Annotated in this window: 25 protein-coding genes; 9 read left to right on the top strand and 16 right to left on the bottom strand. The window is 64.5% G+C overall.

What is annotated here, in order from left to right; all coding sequences use genetic code 11:
• The first annotated feature begins 48 nt into the window (after positions 1-48).
• The 3 genes from CK221_RS14995 (at position 49) to CK221_RS15005 (ending at position 4,864) form a co-directional block, all read left to right on the top strand.
• Positions 49-1,245: a diaminopropionate ammonia-lyase gene (locus CK221_RS14995; protein WP_095778263.1), complete on the top strand. Its 1,197-nt coding sequence runs from the start codon at positions 49-51 to the stop codon at positions 1,243-1,245.
• Positions 1,246-1,375: 130 nt separating this feature from the next.
• Complete coding sequence (locus CK221_RS15000) at positions 1,376-2,500, top strand: M20 aminoacylase family protein (protein WP_095778264.1); 1,125 nt, start codon at positions 1,376-1,378, stop codon at positions 2,498-2,500.
• A gap of 261 nt (positions 2,501-2,761) precedes the next feature.
• Positions 2,762-4,864, top strand: a complete 2,103-nt coding sequence (locus CK221_RS15005) for an EAL domain-containing protein (protein WP_095778265.1) — start codon at positions 2,762-2,764, stop codon at positions 4,862-4,864.
• Between the two features lie 279 nt (positions 4,865-5,143).
• Here CK221_RS15005 and CK221_RS15010 read toward each other — a convergent pair whose 3' ends face one another.
• The gene (locus CK221_RS15010; RefSeq protein ID WP_067322590.1) at positions 5,144-5,443 is read right to left on the bottom strand and encodes an AzlD family protein; all 300 of its coding nucleotides are present in this window, start codon (positions 5,441-5,443) and stop codon (positions 5,144-5,146) included.
• Positions 5,440-6,180: an AzlC family ABC transporter permease gene (locus CK221_RS15015; protein ID WP_095778266.1), complete on the bottom strand. Its 741-nt coding sequence runs from the start codon at positions 6,178-6,180 to the stop codon at positions 5,440-5,442. Before CK221_RS15015 ends, CK221_RS15010 begins: the two co-directional genes overlap by 4 nt.
• 171 nt (positions 6,181-6,351) lie before the next feature.
• On the opposite strand from CK221_RS15015, the gene CK221_RS15020 reads away from it, so the two are divergent.
• The gene (locus CK221_RS15020) at positions 6,352-6,810 is read left to right on the top strand and encodes an Lrp/AsnC family transcriptional regulator (RefSeq protein WP_095778267.1); all 459 of its coding nucleotides are present in this window, start codon (positions 6,352-6,354) and stop codon (positions 6,808-6,810) included.
• Positions 6,811-6,982: 172 nt separating this feature from the next.
• Here the strand turns inward: CK221_RS15020 and CK221_RS15025 are convergent, their stop codons facing one another.
• From CK221_RS15025 to CK221_RS31260, 5 genes are all read right to left on the bottom strand, one after another.
• Positions 6,983-7,303, bottom strand: coding sequence for a plasmid stabilization protein (locus tag CK221_RS15025; RefSeq protein WP_095778268.1), 321 nt, complete (start codon positions 7,301-7,303; stop codon positions 6,983-6,985).
• 31 nt (positions 7,304-7,334) lie between these two features.
• Positions 7,335-7,538, bottom strand: a complete 204-nt coding sequence (locus tag CK221_RS15030; protein ID WP_066998411.1) for a hypothetical protein — start codon at positions 7,536-7,538, stop codon at positions 7,335-7,337.
• A gap of 22 nt (positions 7,539-7,560) precedes the next feature.
• Complete coding sequence (locus tag CK221_RS15035; protein ID WP_066998409.1) at positions 7,561-7,773, bottom strand: hypothetical protein; 213 nt, start codon at positions 7,771-7,773, stop codon at positions 7,561-7,563.
• Positions 7,774-7,889: 116 nt separating this feature from the next.
• Complete coding sequence (locus CK221_RS15040) at positions 7,890-8,342, bottom strand: hypothetical protein (protein ID WP_245430647.1); 453 nt, start codon at positions 8,340-8,342, stop codon at positions 7,890-7,892.
• 180 nt (positions 8,343-8,522) lie between these two features.
• Positions 8,523-8,732 carry a KGG domain-containing protein gene (locus tag CK221_RS31260; RefSeq protein WP_066998404.1) on the bottom strand — a complete coding sequence of 70 codons (210 nt, stop codon included), beginning with the start codon at positions 8,730-8,732 and terminating at the stop codon, positions 8,523-8,525.
• Between the two features lie 418 nt (positions 8,733-9,150).
• On the opposite strand from CK221_RS31260, the gene CK221_RS15055 reads away from it, so the two are divergent.
• On the top strand, positions 9,151-9,384 hold the full coding sequence (locus CK221_RS15055) for a hypothetical protein (RefSeq protein WP_067322613.1): 234 nt from the start codon (positions 9,151-9,153) through the stop codon (positions 9,382-9,384).
• Here CK221_RS15055 and CK221_RS15060 read toward each other — a convergent pair.
• Together CK221_RS15060 and CK221_RS15065 are read right to left on the bottom strand one after the other, a co-directional pair.
• Complete coding sequence (locus CK221_RS15060) at positions 9,362-10,282, bottom strand: alpha/beta hydrolase (RefSeq protein WP_095778270.1); 921 nt, start codon at positions 10,280-10,282, stop codon at positions 9,362-9,364. The genes CK221_RS15055 and CK221_RS15060 overlap by 23 nt on opposite strands.
• Before the next feature lie 78 nt (positions 10,283-10,360).
• Positions 10,361-10,594, bottom strand: a complete 234-nt coding sequence (locus tag CK221_RS15065) for a hypothetical protein (RefSeq protein WP_066998532.1) — start codon at positions 10,592-10,594, stop codon at positions 10,361-10,363.
• A gap of 175 nt (positions 10,595-10,769) precedes the next feature.
• Between CK221_RS15065 and CK221_RS15070 the strand changes: the two genes are divergently transcribed.
• Complete coding sequence (locus CK221_RS15070; protein ID WP_066998395.1) at positions 10,770-11,489, top strand: Crp/Fnr family transcriptional regulator; 720 nt, start codon at positions 10,770-10,772, stop codon at positions 11,487-11,489.
• Between the two features lie 7 nt (positions 11,490-11,496).
• On the opposite strand, the gene CK221_RS15075 is transcribed toward CK221_RS15070, so the two are convergent.
• Together CK221_RS15075 and CK221_RS30260 are read right to left on the bottom strand one after the other, a co-directional pair.
• Positions 11,497-11,799: a DUF982 domain-containing protein gene (locus CK221_RS15075; protein ID WP_066998392.1), complete on the bottom strand. Its 303-nt coding sequence runs from the start codon at positions 11,797-11,799 to the stop codon at positions 11,497-11,499.
• 200 nt (positions 11,800-11,999) lie between these two features.
• Positions 12,000-12,155 carry a hypothetical protein gene (locus CK221_RS30260; protein WP_179295135.1) on the bottom strand — a complete coding sequence of 52 codons (156 nt, stop codon included), beginning with the start codon at positions 12,153-12,155 and terminating at the stop codon, positions 12,000-12,002.
• Between the two features lie 308 nt (positions 12,156-12,463).
• Here CK221_RS30260 and CK221_RS15080 point away from each other — a divergent pair, with 308 nt between their 5' ends.
• From CK221_RS15080 to CK221_RS15090, 3 genes are all read left to right on the top strand, one after another.
• Positions 12,464-12,808 (top strand): hypothetical protein, encoded by a 345-nt coding sequence (locus CK221_RS15080; protein WP_245430648.1) that lies wholly within the window; start codon positions 12,464-12,466, stop codon positions 12,806-12,808.
• 343 nt (positions 12,809-13,151) lie between these two features.
• Complete coding sequence (locus CK221_RS15085; protein ID WP_095778271.1) at positions 13,152-14,252, top strand: flavodoxin family protein; 1,101 nt, start codon at positions 13,152-13,154, stop codon at positions 14,250-14,252.
• Between the two features lie 32 nt (positions 14,253-14,284).
• Complete coding sequence (locus CK221_RS15090; protein ID WP_095778272.1) at positions 14,285-15,286, top strand: YihY/virulence factor BrkB family protein; 1,002 nt, start codon at positions 14,285-14,287, stop codon at positions 15,284-15,286.
• Here the strand turns inward: CK221_RS15090 and CK221_RS29790 are convergent.
• The 5 genes from CK221_RS29790 to CK221_RS15110 form a co-directional block, all read right to left on the bottom strand.
• A complete protein-coding gene (locus CK221_RS29790; RefSeq protein WP_141245584.1) occupies positions 15,182-15,571 on the bottom strand; it encodes a hypothetical protein in 390 nt (129 codons plus the stop codon). The genes CK221_RS15090 and CK221_RS29790 overlap by 105 nt on opposite strands.
• Positions 15,572-15,899: 328 nt before the next feature.
• Positions 15,900-16,079 carry a hypothetical protein gene (locus CK221_RS15095; RefSeq protein WP_095778273.1) on the bottom strand — a complete coding sequence of 60 codons (180 nt, stop codon included), beginning with the start codon at positions 16,077-16,079 and terminating at the stop codon, positions 15,900-15,902.
• A 101-nt stretch (positions 16,080-16,180) separates the two neighbouring features.
• On the bottom strand, positions 16,181-16,378 hold the full coding sequence (locus CK221_RS15100; RefSeq protein ID WP_066999420.1) for a hypothetical protein: 198 nt from the start codon (positions 16,376-16,378) through the stop codon (positions 16,181-16,183).
• Positions 16,379-16,638: 260 nt separating this feature from the next.
• Positions 16,639-16,824 carry a hypothetical protein gene (locus CK221_RS15105; RefSeq protein WP_067325223.1) on the bottom strand — a complete coding sequence of 62 codons (186 nt, stop codon included), beginning with the start codon at positions 16,822-16,824 and terminating at the stop codon, positions 16,639-16,641.
• Positions 16,825-16,949: 125 nt separating this feature from the next.
• A complete protein-coding gene (locus tag CK221_RS15110; RefSeq protein ID WP_066999415.1) occupies positions 16,950-17,153 on the bottom strand; it encodes a CsbD family protein in 204 nt (67 codons plus the stop codon).
• Positions 17,154-17,260: the final 107 nt, after the last annotated feature.

Here is a 17,260-nt window from a genome sequence, read left to right on the forward strand (position 1 = left end):
GATTCTCGCGCGCGTCAAAAAAGTTCAGTGTATCGAAGAAAGAATAGCATGCTGCTCATCAACCAGCGCCCCGAACACAACCAGCCGCTGGTGCCGGCCGACGCCGAGGCCCTCGGCCTGGCGGGCGCCGACCGGGCCGAGCATTATCTCAGGGCGCGCGACGACCATGCCGAAACGCCTCTCTATGCCTTGCCGGCGCTCGCCAATGGCCTCGGCATCGCAGCACTGCACGTCAAGGACGAGGGCCAGCGTCTTGGCCTTGGCAGCTTCAAGGCGCTGGGCGGCGCCTATGCCGTCATGCGGCTGGTGCTGGAAGAGGCCGGCAAGCGCTTCGGTCGCGAAGTCGATATCTGCGAAATCAACGATCCGAAGCTGCGCGCTATCGCCGCCCAGATGACCTTCTGCTGCGCCACCGATGGCAACCACGGCCGATCGGTCGCGCAGGGGGCGGGCCTCGTTGGCGCGCGTTCGGTCATCTACGTCCATGCCGGCGTCAGCGCCGAGCGCGTGGCGGCCATTGCCCGCTTCGGCGCCGAGATCGTGCAGGTCGAGGGCGGTTATGATCATGCGGTCCGCGAGGTCGCCCGGGTCGGCGCCGAGCGCGGCTGGAAGATCGTCTCCAACACCTCCTGGCGCGGCTACGAGCGCATTCCGGGGCTTGTCATGCAGGGCTACACGGTGATCGTGCGCGAGGCGCTGCGTCATATGGCCGAACCGCCGACGCACGTCTTCCTGCAGGCAGGCGTCGGCGGCTTTGCGGCGGCGTTTGCCGGCTATATGGCGATTCTGCTCGGCGAGCGGCGGCCGAAGGCCGTGGTGGTCGAGCCGAGGCGCTCGGCTTGCGTCTACGCCTCGGTGGAGGCCGGCCGTCCCGTAACGATCGCACCTCAGCGGTCGACGGTGATGGCGATGCTGGAATGCGCCGAGCCGTCCCTGATCGCCTGGCGGGTGCTGTCCCGCGTCGGCGATGCCTTCATGACCGTTGACGAAGACGACGCGGTCGCGGTGATGAACCGGCTGGCCCGGCCCCTGGGCAACGATCCGGCCATCGTTTCCGGCGAGAGCGGCGGCGCGGGGCTTGCCGGGCTGATCCGCGCAGCCGGAGACAAAGGCATGCGCGCGGCTCTCGGGCTCGATGCGACGTCGCGTGTGCTCGTCATCAATTCGGAAGGCGCGACCGACGCCGGCCGTTACACCGAGCTGGTCGGGGCGGTGCCGCGGGAGCTGGAGCTGCAGATCGCCTGAAGGATTTTCAGGAAAGCGGGCTTCCTCCGGAATCGATGGAAACGAAGCGCAACGTCGGGAACACTCGCCTGGAACGAGGGCTGGGGAAGAAAAGATAGCTGAACTCGACCAGCAGCAGCTGCATTGCGAGATGACAGCCTGGCGGCGCGACCTCCACGCCCACCCGGAATTCGGCTTCGAGGAAAAGCGCACCGCCGCCTTCGTGACGGAGAAGCTTCGCGCCTTCGGGCTCGAAGTCGCGGAAGGCATAGGCGGCACCGGCGTTGTCGGCACGCTGGCCAGGGGCAGCGGCAATCGCGCGATTGCGCTGCGCGCCGACATGGATGCGCTGCGCATCGCCGAGCAAGGGACGCGAGCCTGGACCTCCCAGACGCCCGGCACCATGCATGCCTGCGGCCATGACGGCCACACCGCCATGCTGCTCGGCGCGGCGAAGCTGCTGGCGGAAGAAGGGGGCTTCGACGGCACGGTGCGGTTCATCTTCCAGCCGGCCGAGGAGTGGGGCAGAGGCGCGCTTGCGATGATCGAAGACGGGCTCATCGAACGCTTTCCCTTCGAGGAAATCTTCGGGCTGCACAATATGCCGGGCTTGCCCATCGGCCACTTCGAAACCCGGAGCGGTCCGATCATGTCGTCCGAGGACAATTTCGAGATCGTGCTGAAAGGCTTGGGCGGCCACGCCGCCAGGCCGCACGACGCTCGCGAGACGCTGGTTGCCGCCTGCGCGCTGGTCGTCAACCTGCAGACCATCGTCTCGCGACGCCTGAGCCCCGTCGATATCGGCGTCGTCTCGGTCACCGAGCTCATCACCGACGGCACCCGCAACGCGCTGCCCGGCCTCGCCCGCATCCTTGGCGACTGCCGCAGTTTCCGGCCCGAGGTGAGCGCGGCGATCGAGAAGGAGATGCGCCGCATCGCCGAAGGCACGGCGCAGGCCTATAACGTAGCATCTGACGTTACTTACACGCGCGAGTTCGTGCCCTTGATCAACGACGCGGCGCTGGTGGATGATGTGCTTGCTGCGGCCCGAACGGTGCTGGCGGGCGATGCCGTCGGCATCGCCGCCGAGCCGATGACCGCCTCGGAGGATTTCGCCCGCTTCCTCACCGAGGTGCCCGGCTGTTTCGTCTTTCTCGGCAACGGCAATTCCGCCCCGCTGCACAACCCGGCCTACGACTTCAACGATGAAGGCCTGCTGCATGGCGCGCGTTTCCACGCGGCGGTGGTGAGGCGAAGGCTGGCGGCGGGCGGCTAGCATCGCCCATTGTTTTTGGGGAGATGCCCGGCAGGGCAGAGGGGAGCGCTGTCCCCCGACTTTTTCAGCGAAGAGCGATGCCTGCCGATCGGTCACCGGCTTGATCGAGCTAATCAATGCCGCGATCCTTCGCGCTCTCTGCCCTGCCGGACATCTCCCCCCAAGGGCACCCAGAAGGGGAGATTGGCAGCTTCACTCCAGTAACCCTTTCTTGTCAGCTTTCATGCACTATGCCCGAACGGGGACGGCAAGAACGAGGGCATGGCGGACGACAACAAACGCAACGGCGAATTCTGGGCGCTGGCGCTCGATCGCGCCCAGCTCGGCCTATGGGACTGGAATCTCGCGACGGGCGATTGCTACTATTCGCCGACCTGGTGGAGGATGCTGGGTTATGCCGAGGGCGAGCTCGATACCTCCGATCTGTGGCTGAAGCTCACTCATCCCGACGACTGCGAGCGAGCACTGGCGAGCGGCGACCGCCATATCGCTGGTGACACCGAGTCGATCGAGACGGAACTACGGCTGAAGCACAAGGACGGCCGCTGGGTCTGGGTGCTTGACCGCGGCGGCATCGTCGAGCGCGATGCCGAGGGCAAGCCGCTGCGCCTGATGGGCGTGCAGACCGATATCACCAGGCAGAAGGAGGCCGAGGCCGCGCTTGAGCAGGTCAATGTCCGCTTGCGGCTCGCGCTCGCCGCCAGCGGCACCGGCATCTGGCACTACGATATCGGCACCAACAAGAGCTATTGGGACCCGCGCACCAGGGAGATCTTCGGCCTGGTCAGCGATACCGACGAGGTGACGGCCGATCTCTGGCACACCTATCTCCACCCGGACGACAAGGAGGCCACCGAGCGCGCGCATCTGCCGCCGCCGGGCTCGAAAAGCGTCACCGCCACGCAATACCGCATCGTCCGGCGCGACGGCTCGGTCCGCCATGTCGAGTCGCTGGTGCGTTTGATCGCCGGCGCCGGCTCGGCCGGCCAGATCCTCGGCACGGTGCGCGACATCACCGACGAGACGAAGCGCGCCGAGGAGCTCGCTTACGCCGCCCATCACGATGCGCTGACCGGGCTGTGGAACCGCTCGGCCTTCGACCGGCTGCTCGCCGAAAACATCGGCGCGGCGGACCGGCTGCCGCTTGCCGTCTTCTATGTCGACCTCGACTACTTCAAGGCGCTGAACGACTATGCCGGCCATGCCGCGGGCGATATCGCGCTGAAGAGCGTCGCCGGCGGCATCCGCGCCAGCCTGCCGCCCTCGGCGCACGCCGCGCGCCTCGGCGGCGACGAATTCGCGCTGCTGGTTCCGAACTGCAACGACGCTTGCGCCGAGCGGCTGGCGCGTGCCGTGCTCGCGGCGGTGCGCGACGCCGATCTCGGCTCCGCCGTGTCGTCCCGCAGGCTAGCCGCCAGCATCGGCATCGCCTTCGTGCGCGATCCCCGGACGACGGTAACCGATGCGCTCGCCTGCGCCGACGATGCCTGCTACGCCGCCAAAGCCGGCGGGCGCGACCGCTTCGCCGTGTTCTCGGCCGAAACAGCTTCCGGAGCCGGCGGCCTCAACGCCGCGCGGCTTGCCGCCGATCTGGTCGATGCCATGGAGGACAGCCGGTTGAAGCTGTTCGGCCAGGAGATCCATCGCCTCGGCAGGCCCTGGCAAGACAGCCGCCATGTCGAGGTGCTGGCGCGGCTCGAGGCGCGCAACGGCAAGCTGATCTTGCCGGGCGAGTTCATGCCGGTGGCCGAACGCTTCGGGCTTGCCGCCCGGCTCGACCGCTGGATCATCCGCACGGCGCTGTCGCGCCATGGCAGGGCGATGCTCTCCGGCGCCGTCTCGCTCGGCTTCAACCTGTCGGCGCAGACGCTCTCCGATCCGCAGCTTTGGGATTTCGTCGACGCGGCGATCGCCGAGAACGGCGCGCCGCCGTCTGCAATCGGCTTCGAGATCACCGAGACCGCGGCTGTCACCAATTTCGACGCAGCGGAGGAATTCGTGCGCCGGGCAAGGCTGCGCCATTGCCGTGTCAGCCTCGACGATTTCGGCGCCGGCATGAGCTCGTTCGAGTATCTGCGGCGCTTTCCTATCGATGCGATCAAGATTGACGGCTCCTTCGTCCAGCACATCGCCGACAGCCGCTTCGACCGCGAGATCGTCTCGGCAATCGCCGGCATCGCCCGCTCGATGGGCTGCGCCGTCGTGGCCGAGAAGGTCGAGGGGAAAAGCGCGCTGGAGATCCTCGTCGGCATGGGCGTCGGCTATGGCCAAGGCTATTTCCTGCACCGGCCAGAGCCGCTGGAGGCGATCGTGGCGCGGGCCGCGGCTGAGAAGCCACAAGCCCGGGTGGGTGTCGCAAAATAAGCCACGGCTAAAATTGCGAGCACCCTCCGCGATTGCCGAGATCGAACAGCAGCTCGGCCTGGATCAGCTCGGCATTTCGCCCGATACAATGGTCCCGCGATCATCGACCCGCAGGACCCCGACCCGCTGGACCGGCGCTGGAAAAGCATCTGGGCTGGATCGACAAGGCCGCTTCGATCGCGTCTGGCGAAATTGGGGTCTACGGCAGTTGATGCGATGGAGAGCCAATCTCCTCCTTGGGGGAGATGCCCCGGCATGGCAGAGGGCGGCCGCCGGCGTTTACCCCATCACCCACCGCAATACCCCGGCCGAAGCCACGCCGATGACCACCGTCGGCAGCATCGACAGTCTTGTCGCCGCGAGCAATGTGATGGCGAGCGCCGCCAGGTCGGCCGGATTCTTCGACACGAAGTCGGGCGCGATCACCGAGATCAGCACGCAGCCGGGCGCGGCTTCCATCACGGCGGTGGCGCGTGGACTGAGCGTGCGGTTCCTGAGCACGACATAGCCGCCGATCCGCGTCAAATAGGTGACGCCGGCCATGGCAAGGATGGCGAGAACGGTCCAGGGCTCGATCATTTCTCACCTGCCAGAAGCCAGGCGGACACCAGCCCGGACAGCGCGCCTGCCGCCACGTACCAGGCGCCCGGAACGACGAGATAAGTTGCCGCCGCCACCGCGAGGCTGACCAGCCAGGGGCGCGCCGCGGCAAAACCCTTCCACATGCCGCGCAGCAGCACCAGGAACACAGCCGGAAAGGCCATGGCGAAGCCGTAGCGCTCGACGTTGCCAAGCGCCGGCCCGAGCGCCGCTCCGCAGGTCGTGAAAATCACCCAGGCAAGATAGAAAGGAAGGGCAGTTCCCGCATAATAGGCGAGGCTGAAGGCTGGCCGCAGCCCGCCTGCCGCGCGGCGCTTCGCGTCGGCGAGCCCGAGCGCCCAGCTCTCGTCGCACATCAAGAACAGCGCGGGGAACGCCTTGCGCTTGGGCAGGTGGCGCAGGAACGGCGCAAGTGCCGCGCCCATCAGGAAATGCCGGCTGTTGACCAGCAATGTGATGGCGGCGATCAACAGCACATGCGGCGGCGAGGTCCAGAGCTGGATGGCGGCAAATTCGGAGCCGCCGGCGAAGTTGAGGCCCGTCATCAACGGCACCTCGACGACGCTCAAGCCCTTCTGCGCCGCCTGCGCGCCCAGCACGAGTGCGTAGGGCACAATGCCAAGCAGCACCGGCGTCGAGGCGGCGGCGCCCCGCCGGAATTCGGCGCCGCGCGCTTCGGCGGGAGGGTGGCCCAGGGTTAGCTCGGAAACGCTCATGGCTCTTCTTCGGCCAGCCTTGCGGGGCGGCCTTCTCCGGTTGCTCGATGGTCGGTTATTCGCTGGCCATCATAGCCGAAACGCTCCGCAATCGGGTTGCGAAGATGCGAGGTTTCTGCAAAGATTTGGCATTGGATAGCGAGAATTAAGCCAATATTGGAATCAGACGCCATGAAGCTGGATGAGATCGACAAGCGGATTTTGCGCGCCCTGCAGCGCGACGGGCGCATGGCCAACAACGATCTTGCGAGAGAGGTCGGCCTGTCGCCGTCACCCTGTCTGAGGCGCGTAAAATTGCTGGAGGAAGCGGGCGTCATCGACCGCTATGTCGCGGTGCTCAACCCGGCCAAGATCGGTCGCGGTCATACCTTCTTCACCCGCATCTGGCTGAAGCAGCAGGACGAGGACACGATCGAGCATTTCGCCAGGGAGGTGGCCAAGCTGCCCGAGGTGCTGGAATGCTATCTGATGCTGGGCGATTGCGACGCTATGGTGCGGGTTGTGGCGGCGGGCATCGAGGACTATCGCCGCTTCCAGTCGGAGCACTTAAGTCGCATCAAGGGGGTGCAGAACGTCAAGACCGACGTGCCCAGCCAGACGGTCAAGCAGACTTCGGAGATGCCGCTTTAGATCTTCCCTTTTTCGTTGAGGGAGAAGGTGGCCGCGAAGCGTCCGGATGCTGCTGGAAGGACCGCCGCGCGGCAATGAGGCGCCAGTTTCCCAGCGCCTCGTTTCGTCCCTATCGTCTCGGCGCTGCGCGCCTATCCGCCGGTCTCCGGCAAGGGAGAAGGTGAACCCATGCCTAATGATGCACGTGGTGCTCCGCGTTGCGTTTGCGCGTCGCCGCCGCCTTCTTGGCGGAAGCAGAACGCTCGGCCGCCGAGCGCGAGCTTGACGCTTTGCCGCCGGCCTTGCCGCCCTTGTGCGCCGCCGGATGGCCGGTGTGCTTGCCGCGGCCCGAGCCGCCCGCCTTCTTGCCGCCGCCATCGTCCTTGTTGACGGTCGCCCAGGCACGCCGCTCGGCTTCCTTCTCCGAGACGCCGCGCTTTTCGTAGCCCTCGGCGATATGGTCGGCCTTGCGCTCCTGCTTGTCGGTGTATTTCGATTTGTCTCCGCGTGGCATTTTTCTTCTCCTGTTGCGCCGAGAGGAGCCGCTACGGCTCCTTCTTCGTTTTGACCGCGTCGCCGAGATCGGACCGCTCGGGGTCCTTGTTGTTCTCGCCGGCCGCGTCGCGATCCTCGTCGGGATCGTCCTTGGCTGGCAGATAGCCTCTCGGCCGATTGGCTTTCGGACCTTCCCAACGTGGCCATTGATCGGATGTGCCTGGACGTCCGGTACGGGGTGAATTGCTCATCATTGCCTCGCTTTCAGAGAGCCGGTCAGCCCTCGGCCTTCATGGTTCGTGCGATTTCAAGCAGCTTGTCGCGGTCGTGCCCGTGCTCGCGGATCAGCTCGCGCGCCTGCTTCGGTGAAAGGTCGGTGTTCTCGGCCAGGAACCGCACGTCCGGATCGTCGCCGCCCTTGGTCGGCAGCCTTGCGTCTTGTGCCGTTCGGCCAGCGCCCGGGCGATGTGGAAGTTTGCTTTTATCCATCGTTTTCTCCTTCCGATAACCAACCCTTGGCGAAAGGACTGGTTCCTTCGCCGAGCTGGCGACCGCGATGAGGCAGGGCGCCTGAAACGGGCGGCTGCGGTCGTGCGGGGCCGGGGCTATGCCTTCTCGTTTTCGTGCCCGCGCTCGGCAGCTTCCTTCTTGCGGCGCAGCACTTCGTCGGTGCCGACGATGTCCTTCGCGCCACCGCTGATGGCGGTGGAGACGACCGCGGGCGGATCGCTCGCCGGGAAACTATCTTCGAGACCGGACTGCAATTGTTCTTCCAGCGTGTCCGGGTTCTCCGAGCGTCCTTGCGTGCGGCGGCCGTCGATCTGTTCCACATCCTGTTTGGCGTCGGGATGCTCGCGCACATTGCGCAGCGTGGACACGACGAGTTCGATCGCGAACTCCTTCATTGCCTCGACGTCTCCCGTGACGACGTCCGCTTCTTCGATGACGCGGATGAGGGATGCCTCGACCTTGTCCATCTCGCTCTTGCCTTGGCAGCGCGCCAGCTTCTGGCTCAGCGCGGTGATGAGCAGCGGAGCGAAGGTCGAATAGGCCTGCATACGTGTCTCATCGACACGTTCGGGGTGAAGTGTGCGCACGGACATTGTTGCCTCCGTTCAAACGTCCTGCCGACGGCCGAGCCGCCGGGGTTTCGGAGGAACCAAGGGGACGGGAAGAAGTTCCAAATTGGATGTTCTGGGCGGCGTCCCGCGAAGGGATCGCGGGACGCCTGCTTGAGCTCAGCGCTGGCCGCCCTTGCGGCCGGCTTCGGATGCACGTTCGCGGTCTTCGGCGAAGTTGCCGCTGCCGCCCCTGTGCTGACCTGAATCCTGCTGACGCATGTTGCGGTCCTCGGCCTGCTGCTGGCCGCGACGCTGATCGTCGCGGTTCTTGTGGCTCTGCTGGCCTGCTTTGACGTGCTGTTGGTGAGTTCCGCCTTGATTAGGCATATCTGCAGCTCCGTTGTTGGGGATTGGTCTTCGGGGTTTGATTCAAGGAGGTTCGACCGCCTTGAGCAATGAGAACCGCTGCCCGCGATCGATGTTCCCCCACGAAATATTTCGTGAATCCCTTTAGCCCGACCATGCCGCGACAGCCTTGTCGTGCGTCGCCGGTCCGCGCGTGCGCCAGGGCCCGGGGCCACGGTCGGTCTCTTTCCTACGACTGAAGTCGGAGTGGCTCGCGCATTGGGCCCTCGACGGCAACCAAAGCGGAGGCTTCGAGTTGGTAGCGGTCGTCGACGAAGTCCCCTTCATCGGCGCCGTTTTGGGTGCCCGCCGTTTCCGCGCAAATGGCGGGCATCCAATACCATCCACAATCATTGGAACCAGGAAGTCGCGCGGCCGGCTTCGAAAGCGAGACGACGTTTTGACCTTTATTTCTGCAAAGCCCAATCTGCGAGAGCCCGAAAGCCTGCCCGCGAACGACAATCGCCTCTCCGTCCTCGCCGACACCTCGATTCTCCAATTCCTCAACGACGACGACGATGTCACCGACATCGCCAGGCGCGCCGAGCGCCTTGGCAATGCCGTGGTGATTGTGATGGCGCTTTGCCTGATCGTTGCGCCGGCGATTTACCTCACCCTGGCCTACGGCCTGTAGCCGCAAAAAACTCGCCGAGCCTTGCGGCTGTCTCGGCCGGCGCCTCCTCGGGAAAGAAATGCCCGCCGGGCATCGTCCCGCCGCTGACCCCGCCGCTGACGTCGTCGGCCCACTCCCGCCACAGTGCCAGCGGACCGCCCTCTCGTGCGTACCATTCGGCGAGCGCGCCATGTCCGCTCCATAGCGCAAGCATCGGGCAGCCGATGCGCCGGCCGGCTTTGCGGTCCGCCTGGTCGTGCTCACGGTCGAGCGTCGCTGCCGCACGGTATTCCTCGCAGATGGCGTGCGCGTGGGCTGGATCGCGCAAGGCCTCGGCATAAGCCTGCCGGACCTCGTCGGGAAAGGCGGCAGGCGAGGAACCCCAGCCAGCCAGCGCGCTGTCGACGATCGCATCCGCGGCCGCCGTCATGATCGTCTCCGGCAGCGGCTCGGCTTGCGCCAAGAGCGACCAGGGCCAATAGCCCAGCGCCAGCCGGGCGTCGGCCCTGTCCCAGACATCGGCGGTGGGTACGATGTCGAGCACGGCAAGCTTCTCGACGCGGTCCGGGTGGTCCAGCGCCAGGCGATACGCAACGCGTCCACCGCGATCGTGGCCGGCAACCATGAAGCGGACAAAGCCGAGCTTCGTCATCAGCGCCGCGAGGTCGGCAGCCATGGCGCGCTTGGCGTAGGGCGCATGATCCGGATCGGATGGCGGACAGGAGCTTTTGCCGTAACCGCGCAAGTCGGCGCAGACGACGCTAAAGCGGTCGATCAGCTTCGGCGCCACGTCGCGCCACATCAGATGCGTTTCGGGGAAGCCGTGCAGCAGGAGCAGCGCCGGGCCGCTGCCGGCAGTCCGGATGAATGTCCGTGCCGCGCCCGTATCGACTTCCGCGCTTTCGAAACCGCCGAACATGCTTTGTGCTCCACAGGCGGAACGGCCGGGCGGGATGGTTGCTCGGGCCGCGGCTTCTCTCGGTGGGCGCCTTCCGTGTCAGCTCCAGGCGGATTTGACTGTAAGGGACGCCTCGAATATCTGGCCTCTCTTGTCGGTGCGCATTTTGATGGTGATCTTGAGGTTCTCACTGTTCGGCATCTCGTCGCGCGCGACATCCTGCAAGATCCTGAGCGCCTCCTTTCGCGCGTTTTCCGGCGAGGAGAAGAGCTGCCCCTCGCTGTCCATTTGCGTGTGCACGGTGTTGTACAAATCGAAGTAGAAGCGTTCCATCCGCGAAAGCATCCGCCGCAACCTGGACGTTCAATCCCTGCGCGCGATCATGGTTCCAACGGACCGTCTTTGGCCGGGGACTGCTTGCCGGCGGCTGGCGGTGTGGTGTTCCGCTGCAACCCGGCCCGGCTCTGCAACGTTAGGCCCTTGCAAAATCCACAACGGGCGGCCGCGCATGCTGGAACCCCTTTATCTGAACCTGGGTCAGCACGACGCTCTCTCCGAAAGCGAGAAGGCGTTGCTGGCCAGCGCCACATCGGTGGAGAAGTATTTCGTCGCTGGCGAGGATCTCGTCGCCGAAGGATCAAGGCCGACTTTCAGCACCCTCATCGTCGACGGGATTGCCGCGCGCTACAAGGTGCTGGAGGACGGCGGCCGGCAGTTCACTGCGCTCCATGTTGCCGGCGATTTCGTCGATCTGCACGCTTTTCTCCTGAAGACCATGGACCATGGCATCGTCGCGCTGTCGCCCTGCCATATCATCGCTGCGGAGCACAGCAAGTTGCGGGAAATCACCGAAAAGGCCCCGCATTTGACGAGGCTGCTCTGGTTGGACACGCTGGTGGACGGCGCCATCCACCGGGAATGGATCGTGGCCATGGGACGCCGCTCCAAGACCGCGCATCTGGCGCATCTGATATGCGAACTCTTCGTCAGGCTGCAGGCCGTGAAGAAGACGCGGGTCATGAGCTTCAATCTGCCGCTTTCGCAGGCCGAACTCGCCGATGTGCTCGGTCTGTCCGTCGTCCATATGAATCGGGTCATCGGCACGTTGCGGCGCATGAACGTCATCAACTGGACCAACCACCTGATCGACATCCTCGACTGGAACCGTCTGGTCGCCATTGCGGAATTCGACCCGACCTATCTCAGCATGAGGAACGAGCCAAGGTGAGGACGCGTCAGCGCGGCGGCCCTTGGTCGTCGCCAGACCACAGCGCGTCGAGCATCGAGAGTGCCGCGCTCGGGTCGGCCGTCCTCAGCAGGCCCTGCCGGGCGGCGGCCTGCTTGAAAGCGTCGAAGGCGACCGCCGGACGGCAAATGCCCGCCATGGCGTCGTTCACCAGCCGTGCCGCCGCGACATAGTCGGGCGCTTCCTTGTTCTTCCAGGCTCCGTCCAATGCCTTCCTTGCGTCGGCGATCGACGAAACCACCATTGAGCCGCCAGTGACGAAGCGGATGGTGAGCGGCAGGAATCTACTCATCCCCGGTCACCATCCAAGCCATTGTTGCGCGCGCCAGGCGAGGCCGGCGAAGGGCGCCGCGGTCACCGCCGCTGCCGCCAGAATGAAAAGATAATTGTTGGTCCGAAAGGGTCTCATCGTTGCCACCACATATTTTTTCGATCGTCATAACGAGGATGCCGCCGACCGGTTGCACGGGCAGGCGCTGAAGAAGCGGCAAGCTAGTTATTCGCCGGCCGGCTGGGCGGCTGCGGGCGGTACGGCGGGCGCGGCCTGAGCGGCACGTCGGCGCGCGAGGACTGGATCGGCCAGGGAGGCCGGGCACCCTGGCGCAGAAATGATCTGGACAGTGTGCCGATCAGATTTCGAATTTCCATGGGACTCTCCTCGTAGAGTCCCCCAAGCTGCGAGCGACTAGCACTCCGGCAGCATTCGCGCATTTAACTTTGATGTACCTGCGCCACGCCCTTCCGAGACCGCAGGCTCGACCGAAAGCCAACCTTTTCGGCCGGCATGCGTTGTCTCTTCGATACCGTTGTCTCTCGAGAAGGGGATGACGAATGCCCCGGTCCCCACCGCCACCCGGTGGCAAACACGGCGAGCGGGGCCAGAGTCGACGTCGGCCTGCCAAGGCGAACGGCTCTCCCCGATCGTCGGCGGTTGCCGAATCCATAAGGAGGCTCCGATGAAGAAAGCACTTCTTGGCTTCGCCATTGTTCTGATGTCGGGCCAAATGCCGGGAATGACTGCCGCGGCCCAAACACAGCTGGAGAATCCGCAGATCGAGGATTGCCAGGTCAAACCGGACGCCAATGCGACCCCTAGTCAGACCGGCGAGCAGCTGAAAACGCAGGCCCCGAAAGCGCAGGCCAATGATCAGTCCAACAACCTGACCGCCAGCCTGGCGCCTTGCGACGGTGTGCTGAAGCCTCCGCCCACCGGCGACAAGAACGCTACCGCTCCGCCGGCCGACACCAGCCAGATGCCGGTGATCAAGCCGGGCGAGGTCCCGCCGCAGACGTCGAAGTAGAACGCCTCATCGGTCTGGCAGGAAACTTTTCCCGCGCGGACGAGTTACTGCCTGTGCAGTTCCCGGATACCCGAACTGCTTCCCACAATTGCCGCCCCGGCTCTCCCATCCGGGGCGGTTTTTTGCCGGCGGCGGGCCCGGCACGCCCTGCCTCGGTGCCTTATCTTCTCGGCTCCGAAGCACGGAACCATCGGGCCCGCGCCGAATTGTCCTCAGCGGGCCGCGTCAGCCGGACCTGGTGGTAAAGAGAACAGGGTTTGGTTTCTCCGGCTTCACACCCTGGCCAACGAAAAGGCAGTCGAGCTCTTGTCCCACCCGGCCCGCCCAACTCGGGCGTGGGCGCATGGCAAACAGCACAGATTTCAGCAAGAGCCCTGAGCCGCGCAAAGGCATGCCGAGCCCGCGTCTCGGCGAAAGCGAATTCAAGACACGCTATCTGAGACAATTCTACGATCCGGCCTTTCAGCCGGAGGCGGATGCCATTGGCAGGCTGGCCGAGATCGCCTGGCAGGCCTACAGCGAAGAACGCAAGGCACCGATCACCAGAAAGGCGGGACAGGGCTTCCACGATCCGGACTATGATCTCTCCGTCGACTGGTTCGCCGCGCACGAAGCGGTCGAAGCGGCACAGCGCCGCTACGAGGACAAGACCGCGCCGTCCCGCATCCTGCTCATAAACGGCTCCTCGCGCAGCGAGCACACCTGCCCGGGCGAAATGTCGAAAAGCTTCCGTCTTGTCGAGTTGGCGCGCAGCGCCATTGCAGCAAGACCGGGCTTTGCGATCGAGGTTCTCGACCTCGCGCGGCTCGCCTCCGAATACGGCCGCAGGATCTTTCCCTGCAAGGCGTGCTTCTCGACCGCGGCCGCGCTCTGCCACTGGCCATGCTCCTGCTACCCCAATCATTCGCTCGGGCAGGTCAATGACTGGATGAACGACATCTACCCGCTCTGGGTCGAGGCGCATGGCGTCATGATCGTCACGCCTGTCAACTGGTATCATTCCTCCTCGCCGGTGAAGCTGATGATGGACCGGCTTGTCTGCGCCGACGGCGGCAATCCCGATCCTTCGTTGACGCAGGGCAAGGATGCCGCGCTCGCCAAGAAGGTCGAGCTTGCCGGCTGGGACTATCCGCGCCATCTCGCCGGCCGGCTGTTCTCCGTCATCGTGCATGGCGACACCGAAGGTGCCGGAAGGGTGCGCCACAGCCTCGCCGACTGGCTGCGCTCGATGAAGCTCGATCCGGTGGGCGAGGCTGCCGAGCTCGACCGCTACATTGGCTACTGGAAGCCTTATGCGACGAGCCATGACGAGCTCGACGCCGACCATGCCGTGCAGAGGGAAGTCCGCAATGCCGCGCTGGCGCTCGCGGAAGCCGTCGAGAAGCGTCGCGCGGGTTCGTTCCAGACCATCGGAGCCGGGCTCGAGGATCCGCGCCCCAAATAGCCGCCGAGGAGAAACAGCCGACGGGAAGGAAGATGCAGCGCTGGTTCCAGGAAGCCTGGGTTGTGCTCAAAGAGAGCATTACCGGCTATGTCAACGACAATGCGCTGAGCCATGGCGCGGCGATGGCCTTCTACGCCACGACCTCGCTGGCGCCGATCCTTCTGATCGTCGTAGCGATCGCGGGCGTCGTCATCGGCAACGACGCCGCGCATCTCGCGCTTTCGGCTGAGTTCGCGGGGGTGATGGGACCGCAGAGCGCCGAACTGCTCACGGCGGTGATCGAGACCGCCGCGCATCGCGGGTCCAGCACGCTGGCCACCCTCATCGGGCTGATCACGCTGCTTGTCACCGCCTCCGGCGTCTTCGGAGAGATGCAGCAGTCGTTGAACGAGATATGGAAGGTCAAGCCCAGCGGCGTTTCGCTTTCGCGCCTAGTGCGGGCGAGGGCGGCAAGCCTCGGGCTGGTGGCAGCTCTTGGCTTCATGCTTCTGGTGTCGCTCGCCGCAAGCACGGCGATCTCGGCGCTGAGCGAGGTCATCAACCAGCACCTGCCGTTCGGCGAGCTGATCGTGAGCGCGATCAACACCATCGTCTCCTTCGTGCTGATCGCGCTGCTCTTCGCGGCGATCTACAAGGTCCTGCCGGACCGCAGGCTCAAATGGCGCGACGTCGGCGTCGGTTCCATCGTCACCGCGCTGCTCTTCACCATCGGCAAGTCGCTGATCGGCTGGTACATCGGCACCAGCGCCATCGGCACGTCCTATGGCGCTGCCGGCGCGCTGATGGTCGTGCTGGTCTGGGTTTACTATTCGGCACAGATTTTCCTCTTCGGTGCCGAGATCACCCGCGCCTATTCGGTGCGGAGCGGCAGCCGGCAGGATCTCGCGCCCGTGGTGGCGGCCAGCGACGAAACGTCAAGGTCAGGCAGGTCACCGCAACCGGGCGTGCCGGACGGCGAGGTCGTCAGATGGATCGTCCTCAGCAGCCTGATCACGGTGCTGGTCTCGGAGTTCCGGCGCTGGCGGCAGGGGTGAGGATGCTGGCCGCCGGTTCGAGAGTTGGCCGTTCTCTGCCTGTCGCTCCTGCTGACGCTTTTCGACTTCGTAGGAAAGCCAGCGGCAGAACATCCCGATGATCGAGGTGGCGGCGCCGCCAAGCAGGCAGGCAATCAGCAACGGATTTTGCGAAACGTGCTCCCAACTGACGATCGCCAGCAGCATCACGCTTACCGTTGAGATCGAATAGCCTATGCCCTTGAGCAGATGCAGCGACGATATGGTCATCCCGGCCCGCCTTTCAGGTGCAACAATCAGCGGCAACCGAAGTTCCATGCACCCAGGGCCAGGCGCTTGGCAGCAGTTTCGCCGCTGTGTGCGAGCCGTTGAAACCTTGTCCAGCCGAATGCGTTGCCTCACGTGTCAATCGCGGGAGGAAGTCGTCACGATGCCAAAGACAGGGCCAGGTTGGGAGCAGGCCTATCAACCGCTCGAATTCGCCGAAAAGCACGGCCTGACCCTAAGGCAGGCTGAGATCGTCATCCAGACCAATGGACCGTCCAAATACAAATGCGATCTGGCGGCTCCGATCTTTCTCAAGGCGCTGAAGCAGCTCGCAAAGAATCGCGCGACGCCCGGCCGGGAGGCAGCATCAGTGTCGGCTTTTGAGGAACCGAGCTTCGCGCAGCAGCGAAGGCCAGTCGGTTCCGATTAGCTTGATCAACTCAAGGGCATCGTTTTCCGAAATGTCCGCGTCCTTTGCCAACCGGTGGGCGAGCATTTGGACATCGGCCTCCGTTTGCTGCACCTGCTTTCCATCATTTCCAACCATAGCGCGCCTCCTCTCAGACAAGAACTTTCGAGGTGGCCGTATGTTTCATTTTGGCGGCAAGGGCAGGCCGCCGGCGAACCTAAAGATCGCGCAGGCTTGCGCTACTTGCGTTTGGCCTTCAGCTTTTCACTCAATTCGACCGGATCGCGGCAGCCGTTCTCAAACAAAATCAGCGCGTGCCTTGCCGCATGAAGCCGCTCCTCACTGTCCGACGGTATGCGAAATGTGCGGCAGTAGTCGTCGAGAGCGGCTGCGAGGATGACCAAATCCTCGGGGTTGAGGAAACCCGGAAAAACCATAGCTCTCCCTCCCGTTGACAGGTGAAAGTGAAAGCGTGGTCCGCGCTTATAAACGCTGGCCTGGGTTTGGGAGTTGCGGATAAGCGCTGGCGGCGGGGTCACATGTTGTGTCACCCTGCCATCAAGCGGAACTTTCTCGCGTCACGGACGGAGCGGTTTGGACCCCGGGCTTTGCCGGCGAGCACAGCACTTTGTGATCCTGGCCGAAGTCCGCTGCGGGTTTGAGAAAGATGGTATCCGATCGCCCGAGGCGATGGCGCCTAGCGCTTCCGCTTTCCGGCGCCGGAAGGCTTGGGCCCCACGGTCACGAGCGCCTCGCGCATTATCCGCAGGGCTTCATCGGGGGTAAGGCCGCATTTGCGGGCAAAATAAATCGCTTCGGAAGCCTCCGATCGCGAGGCTGCGGCGATAACGGACAAGGCCGGTCTCGATTTCTTCTTGGCCATCGGTTCACCGTGCCACGAATCGCTTAGTCAACTAATATAACGTCCCTGTTCTGAAATCAAAATTCTGGCTTTCCACGCCGCAGCCCCGATCGGGGCTGCGGGCTCATTTCATCCGGCGGCGGATCTTACCAGCCTTGGCGACTCGCCCAGTCGTCGATGTCGCGGCGGATGCGATCCTTCTCGATGCCGTAGCGCTCTTGGATCTTGCCTTCGAGCTGCTCGCGGTTGCCGGCGATGCGGTCGAGGTCGTCATCGGTGAGCTTGCCCCACTGTTCCTTCACCTTGCCCTTGACCTGCTTCCAGTTACCTTCGACGCGGTTCCAATCCATGGTGCAGACCTCCTTTGTGTTTGCGTAAATGCTAACGACTGCGCGGGCCGCGGGTTCCTGTTTTTCGGCCGGACACGAGGGAACATTTGAACGCTGCTCATGTTCTG

It is taken from the genome of Mesorhizobium sp. WSM3868 (assembly GCF_002294785.1).
In the GTDB taxonomy this organism is placed as follows: Bacteria; Pseudomonadota; Alphaproteobacteria; order Rhizobiales; family Rhizobiaceae; genus Mesorhizobium.

What these genes read in the sequence shown, in the direction of transcription:
- CK221_RS14995 (WP_095778263.1), top strand. Translation starts at nt 49, where the DNA reads ATGCTGCTCATCAACCAGCGCCCCGAACACAACCAGCCGCTGGTGCCG.
- CK221_RS15000 (WP_095778264.1), top strand. Translation starts at nt 1,376, where the DNA reads ATGACAGCCTGGCGGCGCGACCTCCACGCCCACCCGGAATTCGGCTTC.
- CK221_RS15005 (WP_095778265.1), top strand. Translation starts at nt 2,762, where the DNA reads ATGGCGGACGACAACAAACGCAACGGCGAATTCTGGGCGCTGGCGCTC.
- CK221_RS15010 (WP_067322590.1), bottom strand. Translation starts at nt 5,443, where the DNA reads ATGATCGAGCCCTGGACCGTTCTCGCCATCCTTGCCATGGCCGGCGTC.
- CK221_RS15015 (WP_095778266.1), bottom strand. Translation starts at nt 6,180, where the DNA reads ATGAGCGTTTCCGAGCTAACCCTGGGCCACCCTCCCGCCGAAGCGCGC.
- CK221_RS15020 (WP_095778267.1), top strand. Translation starts at nt 6,352, where the DNA reads ATGAAGCTGGATGAGATCGACAAGCGGATTTTGCGCGCCCTGCAGCGC.
- CK221_RS15025 (WP_095778268.1), bottom strand. Translation starts at nt 7,303, where the DNA reads ATGCCACGCGGAGACAAATCGAAATACACCGACAAGCAGGAGCGCAAG.
- CK221_RS15030 (WP_066998411.1), bottom strand. Translation starts at nt 7,538, where the DNA reads ATGATGAGCAATTCACCCCGTACCGGACGTCCAGGCACATCCGATCAA.
- CK221_RS15035 (WP_066998409.1), bottom strand. Translation starts at nt 7,773, where the DNA reads ATGGATAAAAGCAAACTTCCACATCGCCCGGGCGCTGGCCGAACGGCA.
- CK221_RS15040 (WP_245430647.1), bottom strand. Translation starts at nt 8,342, where the DNA reads ATGCAGGCCTATTCGACCTTCGCTCCGCTGCTCATCACCGCGCTGAGC.
- CK221_RS31260 (WP_066998404.1), bottom strand. Translation starts at nt 8,732, where the DNA reads ATGCCTAATCAAGGCGGAACTCACCAACAGCACGTCAAAGCAGGCCAG.
- CK221_RS15060 (WP_095778270.1), bottom strand. Translation starts at nt 10,282, where the DNA reads ATGTTCGGCGGTTTCGAAAGCGCGGAAGTCGATACGGGCGCGGCACGG.
- CK221_RS15065 (WP_066998532.1), bottom strand. Translation starts at nt 10,594, where the DNA reads ATGGAACGCTTCTACTTCGATTTGTACAACACCGTGCACACGCAAATG.
- CK221_RS15070 (WP_066998395.1), top strand. Translation starts at nt 10,770, where the DNA reads ATGCTGGAACCCCTTTATCTGAACCTGGGTCAGCACGACGCTCTCTCC.
- CK221_RS15075 (WP_066998392.1), bottom strand. Translation starts at nt 11,799, where the DNA reads ATGAGTAGATTCCTGCCGCTCACCATCCGCTTCGTCACTGGCGGCTCA.
- CK221_RS30260 (WP_179295135.1), bottom strand. Translation starts at nt 12,155, where the DNA reads ATGGAAATTCGAAATCTGATCGGCACACTGTCCAGATCATTTCTGCGC.
- CK221_RS15080 (WP_245430648.1), top strand. Translation starts at nt 12,464, where the DNA reads ATGAAGAAAGCACTTCTTGGCTTCGCCATTGTTCTGATGTCGGGCCAA.
- CK221_RS15085 (WP_095778271.1), top strand. Translation starts at nt 13,152, where the DNA reads ATGGCAAACAGCACAGATTTCAGCAAGAGCCCTGAGCCGCGCAAAGGC.
- CK221_RS15090 (WP_095778272.1), top strand. Translation starts at nt 14,285, where the DNA reads ATGCAGCGCTGGTTCCAGGAAGCCTGGGTTGTGCTCAAAGAGAGCATT.
- CK221_RS15095 (WP_095778273.1), bottom strand. Translation starts at nt 16,079, where the DNA reads ATGGTTGGAAATGATGGAAAGCAGGTGCAGCAAACGGAGGCCGATGTC.
- CK221_RS15100 (WP_066999420.1), bottom strand. Translation starts at nt 16,378, where the DNA reads ATGGTTTTTCCGGGTTTCCTCAACCCCGAGGATTTGGTCATCCTCGCA.
- CK221_RS15105 (WP_067325223.1), bottom strand. Translation starts at nt 16,824, where the DNA reads ATGGCCAAGAAGAAATCGAGACCGGCCTTGTCCGTTATCGCCGCAGCC.
- CK221_RS15110 (WP_066999415.1), bottom strand. Translation starts at nt 17,153, where the DNA reads ATGGATTGGAACCGCGTCGAAGGTAACTGGAAGCAGGTCAAGGGCAAG.